This is a genomic window from Pseudomonas fluorescens, from assembly GCF_900636825.1.
In the GTDB taxonomy this organism is placed as follows: Bacteria; Pseudomonadota; Gammaproteobacteria; order Pseudomonadales; family Pseudomonadaceae; genus Aquipseudomonas; species Aquipseudomonas fluorescens_BG.
Window position 1 is genome coordinate 330,887 of sequence record NZ_LR134318.1, and the last position, 22,062, is coordinate 352,948.

The following is a 22,062-nucleotide window of genomic DNA, read 5'->3' on the forward strand; positions in this document are numbered from 1 at the left end:
AGTATAGCGCTGCAAATGCCCGGTTCGGTGCGTAGTCATGTTGCCAGTAACTCCAGCAGCACATGCAAGTCCTGCTGATATTGGTAACCGGCGTCTTCAAGCGCCTCACCCATGACCGGCATGCTGACCCCGCTGGAAATGCCCGCGGTAGGAGCTGCCACAGGCTGCGATCTTTTGACCTTGCCTTTCAAAACCAGGATCAAAAGATCGCAGCGTTCCGCGGCTCCTACGGGGGCCGGGAACAGTTGACAGAAAAAAGGTGATATCAGTTTGGTTTTTCTGTCACCTGAGAATGGTAACCTTCGCCAGTTCGTCCGCCCGTCTGCGACTTAACGTCGCGCCTTCAAGGAGCTTCACCTCAAAAAACGGTCATGCCTGCGTGCATAAGGCCGAGGGTGAGCAGTGGCTGGCGAACCATACTAACAATTGGGGGATACACAATGAGCACGAGCATCACGGCGGACGGCCTCAAAGCCGACCAGCCTGCGTTCCTGTCCAAGGAACGCATCATCGCCAAGCCCGGTTTCAACCGCTGGCTGGTTCCACCGGCCGCTTTGGCCATTCACCTGTGCATCGGCATGGCCTACGGCTTCTCGGTGTTCTGGTTGCCGCTGTCCAAGGCACTCGGCGTTACCGCGCCGGTGGCTTGCGCGCCGGACATGAGCTTCATCGCACAGGTATTTTCGTCGAACTGCGACTGGCCGATCTCCATGCTCGGCTGGATCTACACGCTGTTCTTCATCTTCCTCGGCTGCTCGGCAGCGATCTGGGGTGGCTGGCTGGAACATGCCGGTCCTCGTAAAGCGGGCGTGGTCTCGGCCTTGTGCTGGTGCGGCGGTCTGCTGATTTCCGCGCTGGGTATCTATACCCACCAGATCTGGCTGATGTGGATCGGCTCCGGCGTGATCGGCGGTATCGGTCTGGGCCTGGGCTATATCTCGCCGGTTTCGACACTGATCAAGTGGTTCCCGGACAAGCGCGGCATGGCGACCGGCATGGCGATCATGGGCTTCGGTGGCGGCGCGATGGTCGGTGCACCGTTGGCGACGGCGCTGATGAGCCACTTCGCTTCGCCTGAAGGCGTGGGCGTATGGCAGAGCTTCGTGGCCATGGCGGCCATCTACTTCGTGTTCATGATTGGTGGCGCGCTGTCGTACCGCGTACCGCCAACCGGCTGGAAGCCTGAAGGCTGGACCGCACCGGCGAAGAAAGCCTCGAACGCGATGATCACCAACCGTCACGTCCACGTGAACGTAGCGTGGAAAACTCCGCAATTCCGTCTGGTCTGGCTGGTGCTGTGCCTGAACGTGTCGGCAGGTATCGGCATCCTCGGCATGGCTTCGCCACTGCTGCAGGAAGTGTTCGGCGGCAAACTGCTGGGTGTAGATGTGCCGTTCGGTCAACTCGACGCTGGCCAACTGGCCTCGATCGCGGCGATCGCAGCGGGCTTCACCGGTCTGCTGAGCCTGTTCAACATCGGTGGTCGCTTCTTCTGGGCCTCGTTCTCGGACTATCTGGGCCGCAAAAACACCTACTTCGTGTTCTTCGCACTGGGTTTTGCCTTGTACGCGTTGGTTCCGAACCTGGGTCACCTGGGCAACGTTGCGCTGTTCGTGGCGGCGTTCTGCATCATTCTGTCGATGTACGGCGGTGGTTTTGCCACGGTGCCGGCGTATCTGGCCGATCTGTTCGGTACGCAAATGGTCGGTGCGATCCACGGTCGTCTGTTGACCGCTTGGGCTGCGGCTGGCGTGCTTGGTCCGGTGCTGGTGAACTACTTGCGTGAATATCAGCTGAGCATCGGCGTTGAACGCGCTGCCGCTTACGACATCACCCTGTACATCCTCGCTGGCCTGTTGGTGCTGGGCTTCCTGTGCAACCTGATGGTGCGCCCGGTAGCCGACAAGTACTTCATGACTGACGCTGAACTGGCTGCCGAACAGGCGCTGGGCCACGACAAGGGCGCTGATGCCAACACCGTTCTGGAGTGGAAAGCCGCGCCAGGCACCAAGCCTTTGGCGATTGCTGCCTGGCTGGTGGTGGGTATTCCGTTGGCGTGGGGTGTGTGGGTGACCCTGCAGAAAACGGCGGTACTGTTTCACTAAAGCAGTGTGTGCCTGACACGTGTTGTGTCAGGCATTTTTGAGTCAAAACCAAAAGATCGCAGCCTTCGGCAGCTCCTACAGGTGTACACCGCACAATGTAGGAGCTGCCGAAGGCTGCGATCTTTTGCTTGTATGGACATGTCTACCCGCGACCGCCGGGCATTCTATCTGTCAGCCATCTCACCTCTCGTGTTTCTGTTTGCTTCCTGCGTGCCTATAATGGCTGCCTTTTTCGCCCAATGATTTTGCGGAGCTGGTGATGGCCGAACGTAAGGCGTCTGTCGAGCGCGACACTCTGGAAACCCAGATCAAAGCCTCGATCAACCTTGATGGCACCGGAAAGGCCCGATTCGATATCGGTGTTCCTTTTCTTGAGCACATGCTGGATCAGATCGCCCGTCACGGGTTGATCGACCTGGATATCGAATGCAAGGGCGATCTGCATATCGACGATCACCATACGGTGGAAGACGTCGGTATCACCCTCGGCCAGGCGTTTGCCAAAGCCATCGGCGATAAAAAAGGCATCCGTCGTTACGGTCACGCCTACGTGCCGCTCGATGAAGCGCTGTCGCGTGTCGTCATCGATTTCTCCGGCCGTCCAGGCCTGCAGATGCACGTGCCGTACACCCGCGCTACCGTCGGCGGCTTCGACGTTGACCTGTTCCAGGAATTCTTCCAGGGCTTCGTCAACCACGCGCTGGTCAGCATGCATATCGATAACCTGCGCGGCACCAACACGCACCACCAGATCGAAACCGTGTTCAAGGCTTTCGGCCGCGCGCTGCGCATGGCTGTCGAGCTGGACGAGCGCATGGCCGGGCAAATGCCATCGACCAAAGGCGTGCTGTAATGCAGACGGTTGCAGTTATCGATTACGGCATGGGCAACCTGCACTCGGTGGCCAAGGCGCTGGAACACGTCGGCGCCGGCAAGGTGCTGATCACCAGCGATGCGAATGTCATTCGCGAAGCCGACCGCGTGGTCTTCCCCGGTGTTGGTGCGATCCGCGATTGCATGGCGGAGATCCGTCGTCTCGGCTTCGACTCGCTGGTCCGTGAAGTCAGCCAGGATCGCCCGTTCCTCGGCATCTGCGTCGGCATGCAAGCCTTGCTCGACAGCAGCGAAGAGAATGGCGGGGTTGACTGCATCGGCCTGTTTCCGGGCGCGGTGAAGTTTTTCGGCAAGGATCTGCACGAAGATGGCGAGCACCTGAAAGTCCCGCACATGGGCTGGAACGAGGTGAAGCAGAAGATCAGTCACCCGCTCTGGCACGACATTCCGGACCTGGCGCGTTTCTACTTCGTGCACAGCTACTACATCGCCGCTGCCAACGCGCGGCAGGTGGTGGGCAGCGGTCATTACGGTGTCGATTTCGCTGCAGCGCTGGCCGATGGCTCGCGTTTCGCCGTGCAGTTCCACCCGGAGAAAAGCCATACCCATGGCCTGCAATTGCTGCAGAACTTCGCCGCGTGGGACGGTCGCTGGTAAATGGCTGCCAAGAAGTCCAAACCGCCGATTCTGACCCTCACTCCCGAGCAGGAGAGCGAGGCCAATCGCAAGATTCAGCGGTTCATGGAGGATCGCTTCGAGTTGGACCTCGGTTCGTTCGAAGCGGCGGAAATTCTTGAGCTGTTTACCCGCGAGATTGCTCCGCACTATTACAACAGGGCGATCTTCGATGTGCAGACCCATCTAAAAGAGCGGTTTGAAAGCATCGAAAGCGACCTGTGGGCGCTCGAAAAAAATTAGGAGCAGCGGCAAGCGTCAAGCTACCAGCTGCAAGAAACAGCCATACATGCGTGCTTGCAGCTTATAGCTTGCAGCTTGCAGCTCTTTGACGAAGGAAAAAGCATGCTGATTATTCCCGCTATCGATCTCAAGGACGGTGCCTGCGTACGTCTGCGCCAAGGCCGCATGGAAGATTCCACGGTGTTCTCCGATGACCCGGTGAGCATGGCTGCCAAGTGGGTGGAGGGCGGTTGCCGCCGTCTGCATCTGGTCGATCTGAACGGCGCTTTCGAAGGCCAGCCGGTCAACGGCGAAGTGGTCACCGCGATCGCCAAGCGCTACCCGAACCTGCCGATCCAGATCGGCGGCGGCATCCGTTCGCTGGAAACCATCGAGCATTACGTCAAAGCGGGCGTCAGCTACGTGATCATCGGCACCAAAGCGGTGAAAGATCCGGCCTTCGTCGCCGAAGCCTGCCGCGCCTTTCCGGGCAAGATCATCGTTGGTCTGGACGCCAAGGACGGTTTCGTCGCCACCGATGGCTGGGCTGAAATCAGCACCGTACAGGTGATCGATCTGGCCAAGCAGTTCGAAGCCGACGGCGTCTCGTCGATCGTTTATACCGACATCGCCAAAGACGGCATGATGCAGGGCTGCAACGTGCCGTTCACCGCTGCTCTGGCCGCTGCGACGAAGATTCCGGTGATCGCTTCCGGCGGCATCCACAATCTGGGTGACATCAAGTCGCTGCTCGACGCCAAGGCGCCGGGCATCATCGGCGCGATCACGGGTCGCGCGATTTATGAGGGCACGCTGGATGTGGCAGAAGCCCAGGCTTTCTGCGATAGCTACGCGACCAGCTCCAAGCTGTAAGCTGCGAGCTGCAAGTTAGAAGCGCGACCGCGTCCGCTCTTTCTTGCAGCTTGAAGCTTGAAGCTTGCAACTCTTAATCGGAGATTAAGCCCATGGCGTTAGCCAAGCGCATCATCCCTTGCCTGGACGTGGACAACGGCCGGGTCGTCAAGGGCGTGAAATTCGAGAACATCCGCGATGCCGGTGACCCGGTGGAAATCGCCCGTCGCTACGACGAACAGGGTGCCGACGAGATTACCTTTCTCGACATCACCGCCAGCGTCGATGGCCGCGACACCACGCTGCACACCGTTGAGCGCATGGCCAGCCAGGTGTTTATTCCGCTGACCGTCGGCGGTGGCGTGCGCACCGTGCAGGACATCCGCAATCTGCTGAATGCCGGTGCGGACAAGGTTTCGATCAACACCGCCGCCGTGTTCAACCCGGAATTCGTTGGCGAAGCCGCGCAGCATTTCGGCTCGCAGTGCATTGTCGTTGCCATCGACGCCAAGAAAGTCTCCGGCCCCGGCGAAACCCCGCGCTGGGAAATCTTCACCCACGGCGGGCGCAAGCCGACCGGTCTCGACGCAGTCGAGTGGGCGAAGAAAATGGAAGGTCTTGGCGCCGGTGAAATCCTCCTGACCAGCATGGACCAGGACGGCATGAAAAACGGCTTCGACCTCGGCGTAACCCGCGCGATCAGCGATGCGCTAGGCATTCCGGTGATCGCGTCCGGTGGCGTCGGCAATCTGCAGCACTTGGCCGACGGCATTCTCGAAGGCCATGCCAGCGCGGTGCTGGCGGCGAGTATTTTCCACTTCGGTGAATACACCGTGCAGGAAGCCAAGGCTTACATGTCGCATCGCGGCATCGTGATGCGCTAAAGCGTACAGGCCAGTGGACAGCATGGCGTGCCCAAGGCACTCTTGGGCACGCCATGGATTTCGGTAGCCCAACATGATCAAACGCCTGCTTCTTGTTCTTGCCAGCGCCTCGATGTTGTTCATCAACACGGCCCGCGCCGACACCAGTCCCGACACCGATCTGGTGCTGCTCACGGAAAACTTCCCGCCTTACAACATGGCGAAGAACGGCAAGAATTTCGCCCAGGGCGACAACATCAATGGCATTGCCACTGACATTGTTCGCGAAATGTTCCAGCGCGCCGGCCTCACTTACAGCCTGACCCTGCGTTTTCCTTGGGAGCGCGTCTACAAGCTCGCCCTGGAAAATCCTGGCTACGGTGCTTTCGTCATGGCACGCCTGCCGGATCGGGAAAGACTGTTCAAATGGGTCGGCCCGATCGGCCCGGATGACTGGATCCTCCTCGCCAAAGCTGACAGCAAGATCACTCTCGAAACCCTCAATGACGCGCTCAAATACAAGATTGGCGCCTACAAGGGCGATGCCATTGCCGAGACGTTGACGAAGCAGGGCTTGAAGCCGGTGGTGGTGCTGCGCGACCAGGACAACGCTAAGAAGCTGGTGAACGGCCAGATCGATTTGTGGGCCACGGGTGACCCGGCCGGGCGTTATCTGGCACGGCAAGATGGCGTGACGGGGCTGAAGACGGTGCTGCGTTTCAACAGCGCGGAGTTGTATCTGGCGTTGAACAGAGACGTGCCGGATGAGACAGTGAAGAAGCTACAGGCGGCGCTGGACCAGATGCGTAAGGATGGCGTGGTGGACGAGATCATGGGGCGGTATCTGTAGCGCTTGTTGAAAGATCGCAGCCTTCGGCAGCTCCTACAGTTGCAGGGTGTGCCCATGTAGGAGCTGCCGAAGGCTGCGATCTTTTCAGCGGTAAACGCCATCCTTGCCATGTGCCGCAGTCGCCGTGTTACTGCGCACACTGATCATCTGCCGAATATCAATCCACTCGATCCCCTGCGCTTTAAGCTTCGGCAATTCCTTTTCCAGCACCGCCAGCGTCTGCGGATACGGATGCCCGATCATCACCGCAGAGCCCTGCTTGTGCGCCAGATTGATCGCCGTCTGCAACTGCGTGAAGATCGCCGCCTCTGTGCGCTCGTCATCAAGGAACACATCCCGCGAAACGCTCGCCAGATCGATCTTCTGCGCCTGCTGCGCAGCGACAGTCTGGGCGCTGGTGCGGCTGTCGACGAAGAACTTGTGTCGGCGCTGCAACTCGCCCATCAACCAGGCCATCGCCAGCGGTTGCGCGGTCATGCGGCTGCCCATGTGGTTGTTGATGCCAGCGGTGTAGGGGACCATTTTGAACGCGGCGTCGAGGCGCTTTTCCAGCTCTTCGATCGGCAGTTCCGGGTGCCAGGCGTAGGGCCCGGTGGCCGGATCCATCGGCATATGCAGAATGACGATTTTGCCGGCGCGATGGGCTTCGCGAGCGAATTCGGTGGCGTGCGGGGTGTCGGGCATGATCGCCGTGGTCACCGGGCCGGGCAGGGCCAGCACGCGGCGATCCCGGGGCAGGTTCTGCCCCAGGTCATCGATGATCAGTGTCAGGTAGGCTTTGTGTGGTTTTGAGCTGGCGGGCTCCGCGTGAACAGCACCCGCCAGACAGCACATCAGAACGAAGACGAAACGCAAAGACATCCTCAGCGGCCGGATGTAATGCTCAGGCCTTTGAGCAGGCTCAGGGCCTGGGCCAATTGGTAGTCGTCATCCTGCGGCATTGCTTTGGCCTTGCTGGCAGAGCCGCTCGGTTTGTCCGCGCCACCGTTGCCATTGCCCAAGTGGCCTTGCAGATCGGCTTCCTTGAAGTACTCGCTGTCGGCTTCGTTGGTGATCTTGGCCCTGCGCACTTCGATGTCCGGAACGATGCCTTGGGCCTGAATCGAGCGGCCGTTCGGCGTGAAGTACAGCGCAGTGGTGATCTTCAGCGCGCGGTCGTTGTTCAGCGGCAGCACGGTTTGCACCGAGCCCTTGCCGAAACTGGTGGTGCCCATGACCACTGCGCGTTTCTGATCCTGCAGGGCGCCGGCGACAATTTCCGAAGCCGAGGCGCTGCCACCGTTGATCAGCACGACCATCGGCACGGCTTCGCTTTCGTCCTTGCCGGTCGCGGAGAAGCGCAACTCGGAATTGGCGATGCGGCCTTTGGTGTAGACGATCAGGCCTTTGGTGATGAAATGGTCGACCACTTCCACCGCTGATTGCAGCACGCCACCCGGGTTGTTGCGCAGATCGAGAATAATGCCGTTGAGCTTCTTGCCGTTGTCCTTGCGCAGTTTCGCCAGGGCCTTGGAGACCTCTTCGCCGGTCTTGACCTGGAACTGGGTGATGCGGATGTAGCCGTAACCGGATTCGAGCAATTGCGCCTTGACGCTCTTCACCTGAATCACTGCACGGGCCAAGGTCACGTCGAACGGCGTGCCGCCGTCGCGAACCAGCGTCAGGGTGATTTTCTGGCCGATCTTGCCGCGCATCTTGTCAACGGCTTCGGTCATGGTCTGGCCGCGGGTCGGCTGGCCGTTGATCTTGACGATGAAGTCGCCGGCCTGAATTCCGGCCTTGGATGCGGGGGTATCATCGATCGGCGAAACGACTTTGATGAAGCCGTCTTCGGCGCCGACTTCGATGCCCAAGCCGCCGAACTCACCGCTGGTGCTTTCCTGCAGCTCGGTGAAATCTTCCGGGCCGAGGTAGGCCGAGTGTGGATCGAGGTTGCTGAGCATGCCCTTGATCGCGTTTTCCAACAGGGTCTTGTCGTCCACGGGCTCGACATACGCGGCTTTGATCCGGTCCATGACCTCGGCGAAGGTGCGCAGCTCTTCCAGCGGCAACGGCGCCTTGGCGGTCGCGGCGGTGCCTGCTGGTGCCGGAGCGACAGTCGGGGCCGGTTGCGCGGCGAACGCCAGCGGCGCGCCGATCACCAGAGCGATCGTCAGGGCCAGCGAGGTGAGGCGGGACAAATGCAGCATGTCGAACGAACTCCTAATATTGGTGACTCAACGCCTATCCTTGCGCGCGGCACCATTGCGCTGGATCACTCGGGTGACCCTGCTGACGAATAGCGAAATACAGCGCTGGCGTGTCCTGACCGCCACTGTTACCGACAGTGGAAATCGACTCGCCCGCTTTGACCACATCACCCGCCGACTTCAGCAGCGTCTGGTTGTGGCCATAAAGACTGAGAAAACCGTTGCCGTGATCGAGGATCACCAGCAACCCTGCGCCGCGCAACCAATCGGCAAACACGACGCGACCGCCGTGCACGGCGTGAACCTGGCTGCCGGCGGAGGCGCTGATCATCACGCCGTCCCACTTGGTGCGGGCGTCGTCGCCACGGCTTTCACCGAAGCGTGCGAGTAATCGACCATCAACCGGCCAAGGAAGTTTTCCCCGGGTTGCAGCAAAAGGGCCACCGAAGGTCTCGCCGCTGCTCGATACCAGCGCGCCGGGGCTTGATCTGGCGGGTTTGCGTGGGGCGTCGCTGTTTTCAGCCTGCGCCTCACGCAAGCGCTTTTTTTCCGCTTCCTGCTGGGCGATCAGCGCTTTCTGCCGCGCTTCTTCTGCCTCACGAGCCTGGCGGGCCAAGGTTTCTTCAATGGTTTTAAGGACTTTAGACAGGTCTGCCTGATCCTGCTCGCGAGCGGCGAGTTTCTGATCGCGCGCTTTGACGTCGTCATTGAGCTTGGCGAGTACCTGCTGACGTTCCTTGCGGACTTTCTCGAGCGCTTCGCGCTGGGTATCGAGGTCGCTTTTCTGCACCAGCAACTGCGCCTGCTGCAGGCCGATGTCTTTTTCGACATTGGCCAGTTGGCGCAGGGTTTCGTTGAAGTTTTTCAGCTGCTCCAGGCGCGCCTGGCTCAGGTAATCGTAATAGGTCAGGGTGCGGGCGAATTTCTCGGGATTCTGCTGATTGAGCAGCAGCTTGAGATATTCCTGGCGGCCATTCTGATAGGCCGCACGGGCCTGAATCGCGATCAGTCGCTGCTGTTCAGTGCGCGCGCTCTGGAGTTTTTTTTTCTCTGCATCGAGCCGCTGCAGCTCGGATTCGCTTTTCTGCAGTTCTTTCTGCAGCGCGTCGACCTGCTTCTGCAGCTTGCCCATCTCGGTTTCAGTGCCCTTGAGCTCTTTCTGCACCCCGGATTTTTCTTCTTGCAGCTTGCCGAGGAGCTTTTTCAGCTCGGCAATATCCTGACGCGTGGCGTCCAACTGCTGTTGGGTTTGCGCGCGCTCGTCGGCAAAGGCCGGCTGGAGCAGACAGGTCAGAGCAAGGGCGATCAGGACGCGAAGCATAGGGGCGGGCGGCACCAGGGAAAGGGACGGCCTAGTATGCCCGCCCGAGGCTGCAAAAAAAACGCCCAATTGGGGCTGTGTGATAACCGGCTGGAGATACAGCTGAAAATAATCTTCGAAACCAGCACAAACCACTGTGGGAGCTGCGGTGCGACGATTCGACTTGCCAGCGATGGCGTCTGCACATTCAACATAGATGTTGGCTGTCAGATTGCTATCGCTGGCAAGTCGAATCGTCGCACCGCAGCTCCCACAGGGTTTTGCGGTGTTTTGGCGATTGGGATCAGACCAGAATCGAGGTGCCTGTCATCTCCGCCGGTTTTTCCAGGCCCAGCAGCATCAGCATGGTCGGCGCCACATCCGCCAGCACGCCGCCTTCACGCACTTTCAGGTCGCGCTTGCCGACGTAGATGAACGGCACCGGCTCGGTGGTGTGCGCGGTATGCGCCTGGTGGGTTTCTTCATCGGCCATTTTTTCGACGTTGCCGTGGTCGGCCGTGATCAGTGCTTCGCCGCCGACCTTCTCCAAGGCTTCAACGATGCGGCCCACGCAAGTGTCCAGACATTCAACAGCCTTCACGGCTGCATCGAACACGCCGCTATGGCCGACCATGTCGCCGTTGGCGTAGTTGACCACGATCACGTCGTAGCGCTGGTTTTCGATGGCGTCGACGATGCGGTCGGTCACCTCAGGCGCGCTCATTTCCGGCTGCAGGTCATACGTAGCGACTTTCGGCGACGGGATCAGAATGCGTTCTTCGCCCGGGAACGGTTCTTCGCGGCCGCCGGAAAAGAAGAAGGTCACGTGGGCGTACTTTTCGGTTTCAGCGATGCGCAGCTGGGTTTTGCCGTTTTTCGCCAGATAATCACCGAGAACGTTTTCCAGGCTGCCAGCGGCGAAGGCCGACGGCGCAGGAATACTGGCAGCGTATTGAGTGAGCATGACGAAGCCGGCCAGTTGCGGCTGGCGCGCGCGTTCGAATTCCTTGAAATCATCCTCGACGAATACTCGCGTCAGCTCGCGGGCGCGGTCGGCGCGGAAGTTCATGAACACGACGGCATCCCCGTCCTCGACTTTGACTGGCTCACCGATGGTGGTGGCTTTGACGAATTCGTCGCTTTCGCCACGGGCGTAGGCAGCTTCAAGGCCTTCCTGAGCGGTGGCGGCGTTGAACTCGCCGTGGCCATCGACGATCAGGTTGTAAGCCTGGGCCACGCGGTCCCAACGGTTGTCACGGTCCATGGCGAAGTAGCGGCCGATGATGCTGGCGATGCGGCCCTTGCCGAGCGCCTGGAATGTCGCGTCAAGCAATTCGATCGACGAGGCGGCGCTTTTTGGCGGCGTGTCGCGGCCATCGAGGAAGGCGTGCAGATAGATTTTTTCGGCGCCGCGCTTGAAGGCCAGTTCGGCCATGGCGATCAAGTGATCCTGATGGCTGTGCACGCCGCCATCGGACAGCAGGCCCATGAAGTGCACCGCTTTGCCGGCAGCCACCGCCTTGTCTACGGCAGCGCAAATGGTCGGGTTCTCGAAGAACTCGCCGTCGCGGATCGACTTGGTCACGCGGGTGAAATCCTGATACACGACGCGACCGGCGCCGAGGTTCATGTGACCGACCTCGGAGTTGCCCATCTGGCCGTCCGGCAGGCCGACGTCCATGCCGCTGCCCGAGATCAAGCCGTTCGGCACGGTGGCCCACAAGCGATCAAGAACAGGCTTCTTCGCCGCAAACACGGCGTTGGATTCGGGGCTGTCACTGTGACCGAAGCCGTCGAGAATCATCAGGACCAAAGGTTTAGGCGTCGTCGTCATGGAATCCACTCGTGGCTGATTGAAGAGGAGGGCGATGGAAAAGGGAGTTGGAGTTTAAAGCTAAGTTCCGACCGCGTCACCGCCGGACGGGGTTTGGCCGGCCATAGTGGCTGTGTATACTGGCCGACATTTTAACGCCCTGGAACCTCCTTCGATGGTTGCTCACCTGATTGAATTTGCCACTAACCACTACATTCTTGTCGGTATCTTCGTAGTACTGCTGGCTCTGTTGCTGGCGCATACGATGCAGGGCGGCGGTAAAAGCCTGAGCACTGGCGAGCTGACCGCACTGGTCAATAAAGATGCAGGCGTAGTGGTGGACATCCGCCCGGCCAAGGATTACGCCGCCGGCCACATCGTTGGCGCGGTGAACATCCCGCAAGACAAACTGGCCGCCCGTGTCGGCGAGCTGGAAAAACACAAGGCCAAGACCATCATTCTGGTCGACGCCCTGGGCCAGACTGCCGGCACCCACGCCCGCGAGCTGATGAAATCCGGCTTCACCGCCGCCAAGCTGTCCGGCGGGATTTCCAGCTGGAAAGGCGACAACCTGCCGCTGGTGAAATGATATGAGCCACGTCGTCGTCTACTCCAGCGATTACTGCCCTTACTGCTCGCGCGCCAAGCATCTGCTCGCCAGCAAAGGCGTGGCCTTCGAAGAGATCAAGGTCGATGGCAAGCCGCAGCTGCGTGCCGAAATGACCAAGAAGGCCGGACGCACGTCCGTGCCGCAGATCTGGATCGGCAGCCAGCACATTGGCGGTTGTGATGATTTATACGCCTTGGAGCGCGCGGGCAAACTCGACGCGCTGCTCAAGGCCTGAACGGCTGCACCTAAGTACAGCACTCCCTAAAAGACCCAAGATCGATAAGGATCTGAGATGACTGACCAACAGAACACTGCAGCCAGCGAAGAAGAAACCGCACCGCAATTCTCCTTGCAGCGCATCTACGTACGCGACTTGTCTTTCGAAGCCCCGAAAAGCCCGGCGATTTTCCGCCAGCAGTGGGACCCGGCAGTCGCGCTGGATCTGAACACCCGTCAGAAAGCGCTGGAAGGTGATTTCTACGAAGTCGTGCTGACCCTGTCCGTTACCGTGAAAAACGGCGAGGAAGTCGCCTTCATCGCTGAAGTGCAACAGGCCGGTATCTTCCTGATCAAGAATCTGGACGCGGCTTCGATGAGCCACACCCTGGGCGCGTTCTGCCCGAACATTCTGTTCCCGTACGCACGCGAAACCCTGGACAGCCTGGTAACTCGCGGTTCGTTCCCGGCGCTGATGCTGGCCCCGGTGAACTTCGACGCCTTGTACGCGCAGGAATTGCAGCGCATGCAGGAAAGCGGCGAGACGCCGACCGTTCAATAAACGGTTCAGGCTACAACGAAAAAAGCGCCGTAACAGGCGCTTTTTTCTTGGGCTGGAATACTCGTCTCATGTAGGAGCTGCCGCAGGCTGCGATCTTTTGATCTGGATCTTGAAAAGCAGGATCAACAGATCGCAGCCTTCGGCAGCTCCTGCAGTAGAGTCAGGAAGTGCGGATTTCCGATGTTATTTGAAGTCGTTCTGCCGCCAGGCTTCGTACACGGCGACTGCGACGGTGTTGGACAGGTTCAGGCTGCGGCAGCCTTCACGCATCGGCAGGCGCAGACGTTGTTCGGCGGGCAGGGCGTCGAGTACGTCGGCCGGCAGGCCGCGGCTTTCCGGGCCGAACAAAAACGCGTCGCCGGGCACGAACGCGGCATCGTGAAACGGTCGCGAGCCTTTGGTGGTGAACGCAAACAGCCGCGGGTTACCCAGACTCGCCAGGCAACTGGCCAGATCGGCGTGGCGTTGCAGCGTGGCGTATTCGTGGTAGTCGAGACCGGCACGGCGCAGGCGCTTGTCGTCCATCTCGAACCCCAGCGGCTCGATCAAATGCAGGTGGCAGCCACTGTTGGCGCACAGCCTGATAACGTTGCCGGTATTCGGCGGAATTTCTGGTTGAAAAAGGATGACGTGAAACATGCACGGCTCCGAAGGTAAAGATGACGCGCATTCTACGCCGCAAGCGGACTGGCGTTCGAAACTATTCCCGCGAGTGATCGGTTCCCTGGCGATTTTCGGTTTGATGGTCGGTTTGATGATCGGCCGTCTGACCACGCCTGATCCGAGTGTGCTGGAACAGGTCGAGGTCACTGAAGGCGGCCTGGTGTTGTGGTTCAACAACGAACCGAAATTGCACGGCGAAATTATCGATGGCACCGTCGCGCTGTTGTTCCAGGCCGAGGGCCGCGCGCAGAAAGGCCAGCTCAAGCTCAACGGCAAAGACGTGAACTGGCGTGTGCGCAAGAGTGATGGCGGGTTGTTGCTGACGGTGCTGGCAGCGCGACCGCTGCAAGAGGACTGGGCCGGCAGCGAGGTCGATGATCGCTGGCGGCTGAAGATCCATCTCCGGGAGCAATAAAAGCGGGAATCCCTGACCTGCCTGTATCAGGGTTCCCAAAACGGGCGGACTTCGCGTGTCGCGTCGGTCCGGTGTAAAGAGGGAACCCCCGGCCTGCCTGTACCAAGGATCCCAAAAGGGCGGCTGCATCGCTTGGCGGTGCTGCCCGGTGTAAAGAGGGGAATCCCCGGCCTGCCTGTACCAAGGTCCCCGAAACGGGTGGTGAAACGAATCACCTGTCAGAGATACTGCAGGGGGCGTGCCAGGTTTTAATCGTGACAAAAAAAATCTGATCATAAACGCGAAAGCCCCGGATTCCGGGGCCTTCGTGATTCTGCGATTCACATCTTCAGCCGGTTTTGACTGCGTTTCTGATTTCTTCGCCGTGCGCGATTGCGGGTCAAAGTGCCTTACGTTGGTGCATGAAAAAAGATCGCAGCCTGCGGCAGCTTCTACAGGGATCGGGGTAGGAGCTGCCGCAGGCTGCGATCTTTTAGCGGACAGTCAGGTGTTCAGGTCGAACTCAAGCCTCGTCGACCTCATCATCATCCCCACCATCAACCTTCATCCCCAATTCCTTGATCTTGCGCGTCAGGGTATTACGGCCCCAACCCAGCAGCACCGCCGCATCGCGGCGACGCCCCGCTGTGTGCTTGAGCGCGGTCTCGATCATGATCCGCTCAAATGCCGGCACCGCGCTGTCGAGCAAGCTCGATTGGCCGCGAGCCAGCGCCTGATCGGCCCACTGACGCAATGCCTGCTCCCAATTGGTCACCGGCGCAGAATCCTGCGGCAGGTTGAGCAGTTCCGGTGGCAGATCGCTGATATGCACTTCGCGCCCGGACGCCATCACCGTGATCCAGCGGCAGGTGTTCTCCAGCTGGCGCACGTTGCCGCCCCACGGCAGGTTTTTCAGGTATTCCTCGGTCTCGCTTTTCAGCAGCTTCGGCTCGACCGCCAGTTCCTGCGCGGCGCGGCTGAGGAAGTGCTTGGCCAGCGTCGGGATGTCTTCGCGACGATCCGACAAACGTGGAATGTGAATGCGGATGACGTTGAGGCGATGGAACAGGTCCTCACGGAATTTTCCGGCGTGCACCAGGGTTTCCAGATTCTGGTGAGTCGCGGCAATGATCCGCACATCGACTTTCACCGGCACGTGGCCGCCGACGCGGTAGAACTCGCCATCGGCCAGAACGCGCAGCAAACGGGTTTGCGTGTCTGCTGGCATGTCGCCGATTTCATCGAGGAACAGCGTGCCGCCGTCAGCCTGTTCGAAGCGCCCGCGACGCAGATTCGCTGCACCGGTGAACGCGCCTTTCTCGTGGCCGAACAGCTCGGATTCCATCAGGTCCTTGGGAATCGCCGCCATGTTCAGCGCAATGAACGGCGAGGCCGCGCGCGGGCTGTGGCGGTGCAGGGCGTGGGCGACCAGCTCTTTGCCGGTGCCGGACTCACCGTTGATCAGCACGGTGATGTTCGAATGGCTCAAGCGGCCGATGGCGCGAAACACTTCCTGCATCGCTGGCGCTTCACCGATGATTTCCGGGGTGCGGGTCAGCGCGGGGACGACTTCCAGGCCTTGTTGTTCCTGCGCGTGCTGATTGGCACGCTTGACCAGCGAGACGGCCTCATCGACGTCGAACGGCTTCGGCAGATACTCGAATGCACCGCCCTGATAAGAGGCGACCGCGCTGTCCAGATCGGAGTGAGCGGTCATGATGATGACCGGCAACCGCGGATGCTGTTCGCGAATCCGCGCGAGCAGATCCAGACCACTGGCGCCCGGCATGCGGATATCGGAAATGATCACGTCAGGTTGCTGACGGGCCAGGCGACTCATCACGCCATCGGCGCTGTCGAAGCTCTGGGTGGTCATGCCCTCTTGCTGCAAGGCCTTTTCCAGAACCCAACGGATAGAACGGTCGTCATCGACGATCCACACGGTTTCACTACGGCTCATGTCGATGTGGCTCCTTGTTCCAGTGGCAGAAAGATCGAGAACGTGGTGTGGCCTGGATGGCTGTCACACTCGATCAGGCCCTGGTGCTGGCTGATGATGTTCTGAGTGATGGCCAAGCCCAGCCCGGTACCGTCCGGGCGTCCGCTGACCATTGGGAAGAAAATGGTGTCCTGAAGTTCCGCCGGGATGCCGGGGCCGTTGTCGATGATTTCGATCTTGGTCACCAAGCGATGACGAACATGGCCAATGGTGAATTGGCGCATGGTCCGGGTGCGCAGGCTGATGCGGCCCAAGCGCAGTTCGTTCTGGCTGCTGATCGCTTGCATGGCGTTGCGCACGATATTCAACACCGCCTGAATCATTTGTTCGCGATCGATCAATACGTCGGGAATGCTCGGGTCGTAGTCGCGTACGAGCGTAATGCAGCCCTGGCTTTCAGCCTCAACCAGATGGCAAACGCGTTCGAGCACTTCATGGACGTTGCACATGGCCAGCGACGGCAGTTTGTTCGAGCCCAGCATGCGGTCGACCAGATTTCTCAGGCGGTCGGCCTCTTCAATGATCACGTTGGTGTAGTCGCGCAGACTTTCTTCCGGCAGCTCGCGGGCGAGCAGTTGCGCAGCGCCACGGATGCCACCCAGCGGATTCTTGATCTCGTGGGCGAGGCCGCGCACCAGCATCTTGCTGGTTTCCTGTTTGGACAACTGCGCCTCTTCCTTGGTGATGCGCAGCAAGCGATCTCGGGGGTGGACTTCGAGCAGCAGCAGGGTCGCGCCATTGCTGAGGATTGGCGTCACCGCATAATCCACGGTCAGGGTCTGGCCGGTCAGCGCGGTGAGCATCGCTTCGCGTTTGGTGAACGGGTGCGCCTGCTCCACCGCTTGGCGCAACGAATTGAGCGCCTCAGGGGATTCGGTGAACAGCTCGCTGATGAACTGGCCATGACTGCGCTGACCGCTGACGGCCAGCAGCATCTCCGCCGCCGGGTTCATGTACTCAAGGCGCAATTGGGCGTCGAGCAGGATCGTGGCGGTGGTCAGGTTGTCGAGCAGCAAACGGTGGATTGCGTCGCTTATGGTCATCTGGACCCCTTTTGGAGCAAGGCGTGCGCGAGAACTAAGCGCTGATACCGGGAAAATGCAAAAACCAAACCAAGGCTCCGAAAAGAAGCGTTCGACGCCTGAAACGGGCGTTTGACGCGCGTTTGTATGGCACGGAGCCAGCTCAAACGGGAAGTTTCGAACCAAAATGGGTTGGAATGTGAGTACGGTGCAGCCTGTTGCACCAATATAGTGCGCAAAGCTGAACGGCGTTAGAAGAAACGCAGGAAAGGGTTTTTCGACTCTTCGGGTTTGTCTTTGAGCGGACATTCCGGGCGAACCCCGTAATCGTCGGCAACGCACGGTTTGACCTGGCGTTTCTGCGCCAGCGAAATGCGCAACATGTGAAAGGGCTGATTGGCCGTGCGCTCGACCGTGTGCCCGTCGGCATCAAGGATTTCCACAGAAAGGTTGTGGCTGCCGCGATCAATGTTGTTCAGCGGGAACACCGGACTCAGGCCGGGCTCGCTGGTGGCTTTGCCGTCCAGCAGCAAACGATAGCGATGACCGCTTTGCAGGCCTGGTTCACTGGTGACGCTGACGATCAGCTCGCCGGCGCTGCTGCGAAGGGTCGCGTCGGGTTCAGGCACCAGGATGCGCAGCATGTCGTAACGGAAGGGCGGTGTTGCCGGTGAATCTTTTGCAGGGGTAATTGGCGCGGCGGCGCTGGGGTTGGCGGACATGCGATTGCTGGTTGCGATCGGCACGCGGTTGCCCTGAGCGTCGGTATAGGTGAAAACCTCTGCCGAAACCTGCAGCGACATCAGTGCCAGCAGGGCAATCAGGCCTGCGCGAATCAAGGCTTGTGCACTCGTTGCACGCTGAGGGCAACCGGCGCGCTCTGCTGGATGATTGTCTGACCGTCAATCACCTGCACTGCAAGTCGATGCTCGCCGCGATCAACGTTAACTAACTGCAGAATGGGCACGTTGCTCGGCTGGCCATAGGGCATGTCATCCAGGACCAGTCTCAATTGATGCGGCGGTTGCAGGCGCGGCTTGATCAGCACTTGGACGGTGAACGTGCCGTTATTGGCGCGCAAGGCCTCTTCGCTGGGCAGGCCTGCGAGTTCAAGAATGTCGTAGGCATTGCGCGCGGGTACACGGTTGTCGACTTGGGGCGCGGGTGGTGCGCTGGGCGCCTGAGGCTCGACACGGTTGAGCGGCGGCAGCTCCAATGGCTGTGCTTGCACGCCGTCTGGCGAGTGATCGCTGTACACCGTGTTGCCGTTGGCGTCGGTGTACTTGTAGATCTGCGCGGCGGCAGGCAGGGCGATCATCAGCAGAATGTATAAGAGCGTGCGACCCATGTAATCGACCGGGGTTGGAAGCGATGGATAGCAGCATAGGTCAGGTGCGACGGTTGGCCCAAGCCGTTAACAACTGGAATTACAAGCAAGGTCAAAAATCGCAGCCTTCGGCAGCTTCTGCACCGGTTGCCGCAGGGATCGATGTAGGAGCTGCCGAAGGCTGCGATCTTTTGATCGGCTGCAATAAAAAAGGCCTCCCGAAGGAGGCCTCTTTCTGTCACGCCGCATAACGCGGCGCTACCGGATCAGCAGCTGTAGTACAGCTCATATTCCAGTGGGTGCACGAAGGTGCGAACCTTGATTTCTTCTTCCGATTTCAGCGCGATGTAAGCGTCGATGAAGTCGTCGGAGAATACGCCGCCCTTGGTCAGGAACGCGCGGCCCTTGTCCAGCTCTTCCAGGGCTTCTTTCAGGCTGCCGCAAACTTGTGGGATCTCTTTCGCCTCTTCAGGCGGCAGGTCGTACAGGTTTTTGTCAGCAGCATCGCCTGGGTGGATCTTGTTCTGGATACCGTCCAGACCAGCCATCAGCAGTGCTGCGAAGGCCAGGTACGGGTTGGCAGCCGGATCCGGGAAGCGTGCTTCGATACGGCGGGCTTTCGGGCTCGACACGTATGGAATACGGATCGAAGCGGAGCGGTTGCGAGCCGAGTAGGCCAGCATCACTGGAGCTTCGAAGCCTGGCACCAGACGCTTGTAGGAGTTGGTAGCCGGGTTGGTGAAGCCGTTCAGGGCCTTACCGTGCTTGATGATGCCGCCGATGAAGTACAGGGCGGTATCGGACAGGCCGGCATAGCCTTCACCTGCGAAGGTGTTCTTGCCGTCTTTCCAGATCGACATGTGTACGTGCATGCCCGAACCGTTGTCGCCGTACAGTGGCTTCGGCATGAAGGTCGCGGTGCGGCCGTAAGCGTCAGCAACGTTGTGAACAACGTACTTCAGGGTTTGGGTTTCGTCGGCTTTCTTCACCAGGGTGTTGAACTTGACGCCGATTTCGTTCTGGCCGGCAGTCGCCACTTCGTGGTGGTGAACTTCGACGGTCAGGCCCATTTCTTCCAGTGCGTTGCACATGGAGGTACGGATTTCGTGGTCGTGGTCGAATGGCGGAACCGGGAAGTAGCCACCTTTGACGCCTGGACGGTGACCTTTGTTGCCGCCTTCGATGTCCTGGTCGGACATCCACGAACCTTGCTCGGAGTAGATCTTGAACATCGAGCCGGAGATGTCCGACTTGAATTTCACCGAGTCAAAGATGAAGAACTCTGGCTCTGGACCAGCGAACACGGTGTCACCGATACCGGTGGCTTTCAGGTGCTCTTCGGCGCGCTTGGCGATCGCACGTGGGTCGCGATCGTAGCCTTGCATGCTCGAAGGTTCGATGATGTCGCACACCAGGATCAGGGTGGCGTCTTCGGTGAACGGGTCGAGAACGGCAGTTTCGTCAACCGGCATCAGGATCATGTCGGAGGCTTCGATGCCTTTCCAGCCAGCAATGGAGGAACCGTCGAACATCTTGCCGACTTCGAAGAAGTCGTCGTCCAAAGCATCGCGAGCCGGCATGGTCACGTGGTGCTGAGTACCTTTGGTGTCCGTGAAGCGCAGATCAATCCATTTGACGTCATGATCTTTGATGAGTTGAACCGTCTTCGACATATGTCCTCCGGGTGGCTTCGGGCTTGGTAGTGGATGCCCTAGAATTTGGTTGATGCCGGCGCGAATACTCTGCCAAGGCAACCTGCCTCACAAGGGAGCAAATTGCATGCCAGTGCCCCAGCATGGGTTTTTTGCCCCAATTTCAGGCTTATTAAGCTGCGCAGCGTACTGAATCGACAAATCTCGCCCTGTAATGTTGCGTTCAAATTCAAAAATGACCCGTTTTGGTGCGTGCAAAACCTTCTGCACATTAACTGGTTAAACCTTGAGCAATTTCCGCTATAATCCGCGCCCCCTTTTTCGGCTGGCCGTTCGCGCGCTGTTTTCATGAAACTAATCGTAAAAGTCTTCCCCGAGATCACCATCAAAAGCCGACCTGTCCGGACGAAATTCATCCGCCAGTTGGCCAAGAACATCCGCACCGTGCTCCGAGACCTGGACCCGGCCGTGGTGGTGAACGGTGTGTGGGACAACCTCGAGCTGGAAACCCGCGTTACCGACCCCAAAGCCTTGAAAGAGATGGGCGAGCGCCTGACCTGCATGCCGGGCATCGCGCACTTTCTGCAGATCGACGAGTACCCGCTGGGCGACTTCGACGACATCACCGAAAAGTGCAAACAGCACTACGGCGATGCGCTGGCCGGGAAGATTTTCTCGGTGCGTTGCAAACGTGCCGGCAAGCACGCCTTCAGCTCGATGGACGTCGAGAAATACGTCGGCAGCAAGCTGCGTCGTGAGTGCGGTGCGGCCGGAATCGACCTCAAAGCCCCACAAATCGAAGTTCGTATCGAAGTTCGCGACAAACGGTTGTTTGTGATCCACAGCCAGCACAACGGCATCGGCGGTTACCCGCTCGGCGCCCTGGAGCAGACGCTGGTATTGATGTCCGGCGGCTTTGACTCGACCGTTGCGGCCTACCAGATCATTCGTCGCGGGCTGATGACGCATTTCTGCTTCTTCAATCTGGGCGGTCGCGCCCATGAATTGGGCGTGATGGAAGTCGCGCATTTCATCTGGAAGAAGTACGGCAGCTCGCAACGCGTGCTATTTGTCAGTGTTCCGTTCGAGGAAGTCCTCGGCGAAATTCTCGGCAAAGTCGATAACAGTCATATGGGCGTGGTTTTGAAGCGTATGATGTTGCGCGCAGCTTCCAACATCGCCGATCGCCTGCAGATCGAAGCGCTGGTTACCGGCGAAGCGATCTCCCAGGTATCGAGCCAGACGTTGCCCAACCTGTCGGTGATCGACTGCGTCACCGACAAGCTGGTTCTGCGTCCGCTGATCGTGGCGCACAAGCAGGACATCATCGACACGGCCAACGAGATCGGCACCGCCGATTTCGCCCGGCATATGCCGGAATACTGCGGGGTCATTTCGGTCAATCCGAAAACCGCCGCCAAACGCGGTCGCGTTGAGCACGAAGAGAAAGAATTCGACATGGCGGTCCTCGAGCGTGCCCTCGAAAACGCCAAACTGGTGCCGATCGATCGGGTGATCGACGAATTGGGCCAGGACGTACAGATTGAAGAAGTCAGCGAAGCACTGGCCGGTCAGATCGTGATCGACATCCGTCACCCGGATGCCGCCGAGGATGAGCCGCTGGAACTCGCTGGCGTAGAAGTACAGACGATGCCGTTCTATGCAGTGAACGCACGTTTCAAGGAACTGGACCCTACTCGCCAGTACCTGCTGTATTGCGACAAAGGCGTGATGAGTCGCCTGCATGCCCACCATTTGCTCAGTGAGGGGCATGCCAATGTGCGCGTTTATCGACCGAGCTAAGTGCCCGGGGCTGTTTGCCTGTGGCCTGCGTCACCGGCCCCCCGACACCGCCGTCAAGCTGTAACGGCCATGCCGGACACTACTGCTAATCGCTGCCAAGACTTGTCAGCA

At 59.5% G+C, this 22,062-nt stretch carries 24 protein-coding genes; 13 read left to right on the plus strand and 11 right to left on the minus strand.

Annotated features, from left to right (window positions below):
* Positions 1–35: 35 nt before the first annotated feature.
* Positions 36–161, minus strand: coding sequence for a hypothetical protein (locus EL257_RS28175; RefSeq protein ID WP_269471991.1), 126 nt, complete (start codon positions 159–161; stop codon positions 36–38).
* 279 nt (positions 162–440) lie between these two features.
* On the opposite strand from EL257_RS28175, the gene EL257_RS01510 reads away from it, so the two are divergent.
* From EL257_RS01510 to EL257_RS01540, 7 genes are all read left to right on the plus strand, one after another.
* On the plus strand, positions 441–2,105 hold the full coding sequence (locus tag EL257_RS01510) for an OFA family MFS transporter (protein WP_126359197.1): 1,665 nt from the start codon (positions 441–443) through the stop codon (positions 2,103–2,105).
* A gap of 259 nt (positions 2,106–2,364) precedes the next feature.
* Positions 2,365–2,958, plus strand: a complete 594-nt coding sequence (hisB, locus tag EL257_RS01515; RefSeq protein ID WP_042557195.1) for an imidazoleglycerol-phosphate dehydratase HisB — start codon at positions 2,365–2,367, stop codon at positions 2,956–2,958.
* Positions 2,958–3,596 (plus strand): imidazole glycerol phosphate synthase subunit HisH, encoded by a 639-nt coding sequence (gene hisH, locus EL257_RS01520; protein WP_126359199.1) that lies wholly within the window; start codon positions 2,958–2,960, stop codon positions 3,594–3,596. The genes hisB and hisH overlap by 1 nt, the downstream gene beginning before the upstream one ends.
* Positions 3,597–3,857 carry a DUF2164 domain-containing protein gene (locus EL257_RS01525; protein ID WP_007952545.1) on the plus strand — a complete coding sequence of 87 codons (261 nt, stop codon included), beginning with the start codon at positions 3,597–3,599 and terminating at the stop codon, positions 3,855–3,857.
* Between the two features lie 102 nt (positions 3,858–3,959).
* Positions 3,960–4,709 carry a 1-(5-phosphoribosyl)-5-[(5-phosphoribosylamino)methylideneamino]imidazole-4-carboxamide isomerase gene (gene hisA, locus EL257_RS01530; protein WP_090280206.1) on the plus strand — a complete coding sequence of 250 codons (750 nt, stop codon included), beginning with the start codon at positions 3,960–3,962 and terminating at the stop codon, positions 4,707–4,709.
* A 92-nt stretch (positions 4,710–4,801) separates the two neighbouring features.
* Positions 4,802–5,572, plus strand: coding sequence for an imidazole glycerol phosphate synthase subunit HisF (gene hisF / locus EL257_RS01535; protein ID WP_016772122.1), 771 nt, complete (start codon positions 4,802–4,804; stop codon positions 5,570–5,572).
* 73 nt (positions 5,573–5,645) lie between these two features.
* Entirely contained in the window at positions 5,646–6,401 is a 756-nt protein-coding gene (locus EL257_RS01540) for a substrate-binding periplasmic protein (RefSeq protein WP_126359201.1), read from the plus strand.
* A gap of 84 nt (positions 6,402–6,485) precedes the next feature.
* On the opposite strand, the gene EL257_RS01545 is transcribed toward EL257_RS01540, so the two are convergent.
* From EL257_RS01545 to gpmI, 4 genes are all read right to left on the minus strand, one after another.
* The gene (locus EL257_RS01545; RefSeq protein ID WP_126359203.1) at positions 6,486–7,262 is read right to left on the minus strand and encodes a divergent polysaccharide deacetylase family protein; all 777 of its coding nucleotides are present in this window, start codon (positions 7,260–7,262) and stop codon (positions 6,486–6,488) included.
* Between the two features lie 2 nt (positions 7,263–7,264).
* On the minus strand, positions 7,265–8,590 hold the full coding sequence (locus EL257_RS01550; RefSeq protein WP_126359205.1) for a S41 family peptidase: 1,326 nt from the start codon (positions 8,588–8,590) through the stop codon (positions 7,265–7,267).
* Positions 8,591–8,624: 34 nt separating this feature from the next.
* Positions 8,625–9,911, minus strand: coding sequence for a murein hydrolase activator EnvC family protein (locus EL257_RS01555; RefSeq protein ID WP_126359207.1), 1,287 nt, complete (start codon positions 9,909–9,911; stop codon positions 8,625–8,627).
* Between the two features lie 283 nt (positions 9,912–10,194).
* On the minus strand, positions 10,195–11,724 hold the full coding sequence (gpmI, locus tag EL257_RS01560; protein ID WP_126359209.1) for a 2,3-bisphosphoglycerate-independent phosphoglycerate mutase: 1,530 nt from the start codon (positions 11,722–11,724) through the stop codon (positions 10,195–10,197).
* A gap of 154 nt (positions 11,725–11,878) precedes the next feature.
* Between gpmI and EL257_RS01565 the strand changes: the two genes are divergently transcribed.
* From EL257_RS01565 to secB, 3 genes are read left to right on the plus strand one after another with little or no spacing between them, the layout of a single operon-like run.
* A complete protein-coding gene (locus EL257_RS01565; protein ID WP_016772116.1) occupies positions 11,879–12,292 on the plus strand; it encodes a rhodanese-like domain-containing protein in 414 nt (137 codons plus the stop codon).
* A 1-nt stretch (position 12,293) separates the two neighbouring features.
* Positions 12,294–12,548, plus strand: a complete 255-nt coding sequence (gene grxC, locus EL257_RS01570; RefSeq protein ID WP_126359210.1) for a glutaredoxin 3 — start codon at positions 12,294–12,296, stop codon at positions 12,546–12,548.
* 57 nt (positions 12,549–12,605) lie between these two features.
* Positions 12,606–13,091 (plus strand): protein-export chaperone SecB, encoded by a 486-nt coding sequence (gene secB, locus EL257_RS01575; protein ID WP_007909233.1) that lies wholly within the window; start codon positions 12,606–12,608, stop codon positions 13,089–13,091.
* Between the two features lie 183 nt (positions 13,092–13,274).
* Here secB and EL257_RS01585 read toward each other — a convergent pair whose 3' ends face one another.
* Positions 13,275–13,730, minus strand: a complete 456-nt coding sequence (locus EL257_RS01585) for a tRNA (cytidine(34)-2'-O)-methyltransferase (protein WP_126359212.1) — start codon at positions 13,728–13,730, stop codon at positions 13,275–13,277.
* On the opposite strand from EL257_RS01585, the gene EL257_RS01590 reads away from it, so the two are divergent.
* Positions 13,729–14,169, plus strand: coding sequence for a hypothetical protein (locus EL257_RS01590; protein ID WP_126359214.1), 441 nt, complete (start codon positions 13,729–13,731; stop codon positions 14,167–14,169). The two genes, EL257_RS01585 and EL257_RS01590, sit on opposite strands and share 2 nt — an antisense overlap.
* 502 nt (positions 14,170–14,671) lie before the next feature.
* On the opposite strand, the gene ntrC is transcribed toward EL257_RS01590, so the two are convergent.
* The 4 genes from ntrC to EL257_RS01610 all read right to left on the minus strand — a co-directional run bounded on the left by ntrC (position 14,672) and on the right by EL257_RS01610 (position 18,517).
* Complete coding sequence (gene ntrC / locus EL257_RS01595) at positions 14,672–16,108, minus strand: nitrogen regulation protein NR(I) (RefSeq protein WP_126359216.1); 1,437 nt, start codon at positions 16,106–16,108, stop codon at positions 14,672–14,674.
* Positions 16,105–17,190: a nitrogen regulation protein NR(II) gene (gene glnL, locus EL257_RS01600; protein WP_126359218.1), complete on the minus strand. Its 1,086-nt coding sequence runs from the start codon at positions 17,188–17,190 to the stop codon at positions 16,105–16,107. The genes ntrC and glnL overlap by 4 nt, the downstream gene beginning before the upstream one ends.
* A 230-nt stretch (positions 17,191–17,420) precedes the next feature.
* A complete protein-coding gene (locus EL257_RS01605) occupies positions 17,421–17,972 on the minus strand; it encodes a penicillin-binding protein (protein ID WP_419866604.1) in 552 nt (183 codons plus the stop codon).
* Between the two features lie 32 nt (positions 17,973–18,004).
* Positions 18,005–18,517 carry a DUF4124 domain-containing protein gene (locus EL257_RS01610; protein WP_126359222.1) on the minus strand — a complete coding sequence of 171 codons (513 nt, stop codon included), beginning with the start codon at positions 18,515–18,517 and terminating at the stop codon, positions 18,005–18,007.
* Between the two features lie 53 nt (positions 18,518–18,570).
* Between EL257_RS01610 and EL257_RS27650 the strand changes: the two genes are divergently transcribed.
* Complete coding sequence (locus EL257_RS27650) at positions 18,571–18,747, plus strand: hypothetical protein (RefSeq protein WP_172604439.1); 177 nt, start codon at positions 18,571–18,573, stop codon at positions 18,745–18,747.
* Between the two features lie 15 nt (positions 18,748–18,762).
* On the opposite strand, the gene glnA is transcribed toward EL257_RS27650, so the two are convergent.
* Complete coding sequence (gene glnA / locus EL257_RS01615) at positions 18,763–20,169, minus strand: type I glutamate--ammonia ligase (protein ID WP_008080570.1); 1,407 nt, start codon at positions 20,167–20,169, stop codon at positions 18,763–18,765.
* A gap of 327 nt (positions 20,170–20,496) precedes the next feature.
* Between glnA and thiI the strand changes: the two genes are divergently transcribed.
* Positions 20,497–21,951 carry a tRNA uracil 4-sulfurtransferase ThiI gene (gene thiI, locus EL257_RS01625; protein ID WP_126359225.1) on the plus strand — a complete coding sequence of 485 codons (1,455 nt, stop codon included), beginning with the start codon at positions 20,497–20,499 and terminating at the stop codon, positions 21,949–21,951.
* The last annotated feature ends 111 nt before the right edge of the window (positions 21,952–22,062 follow it).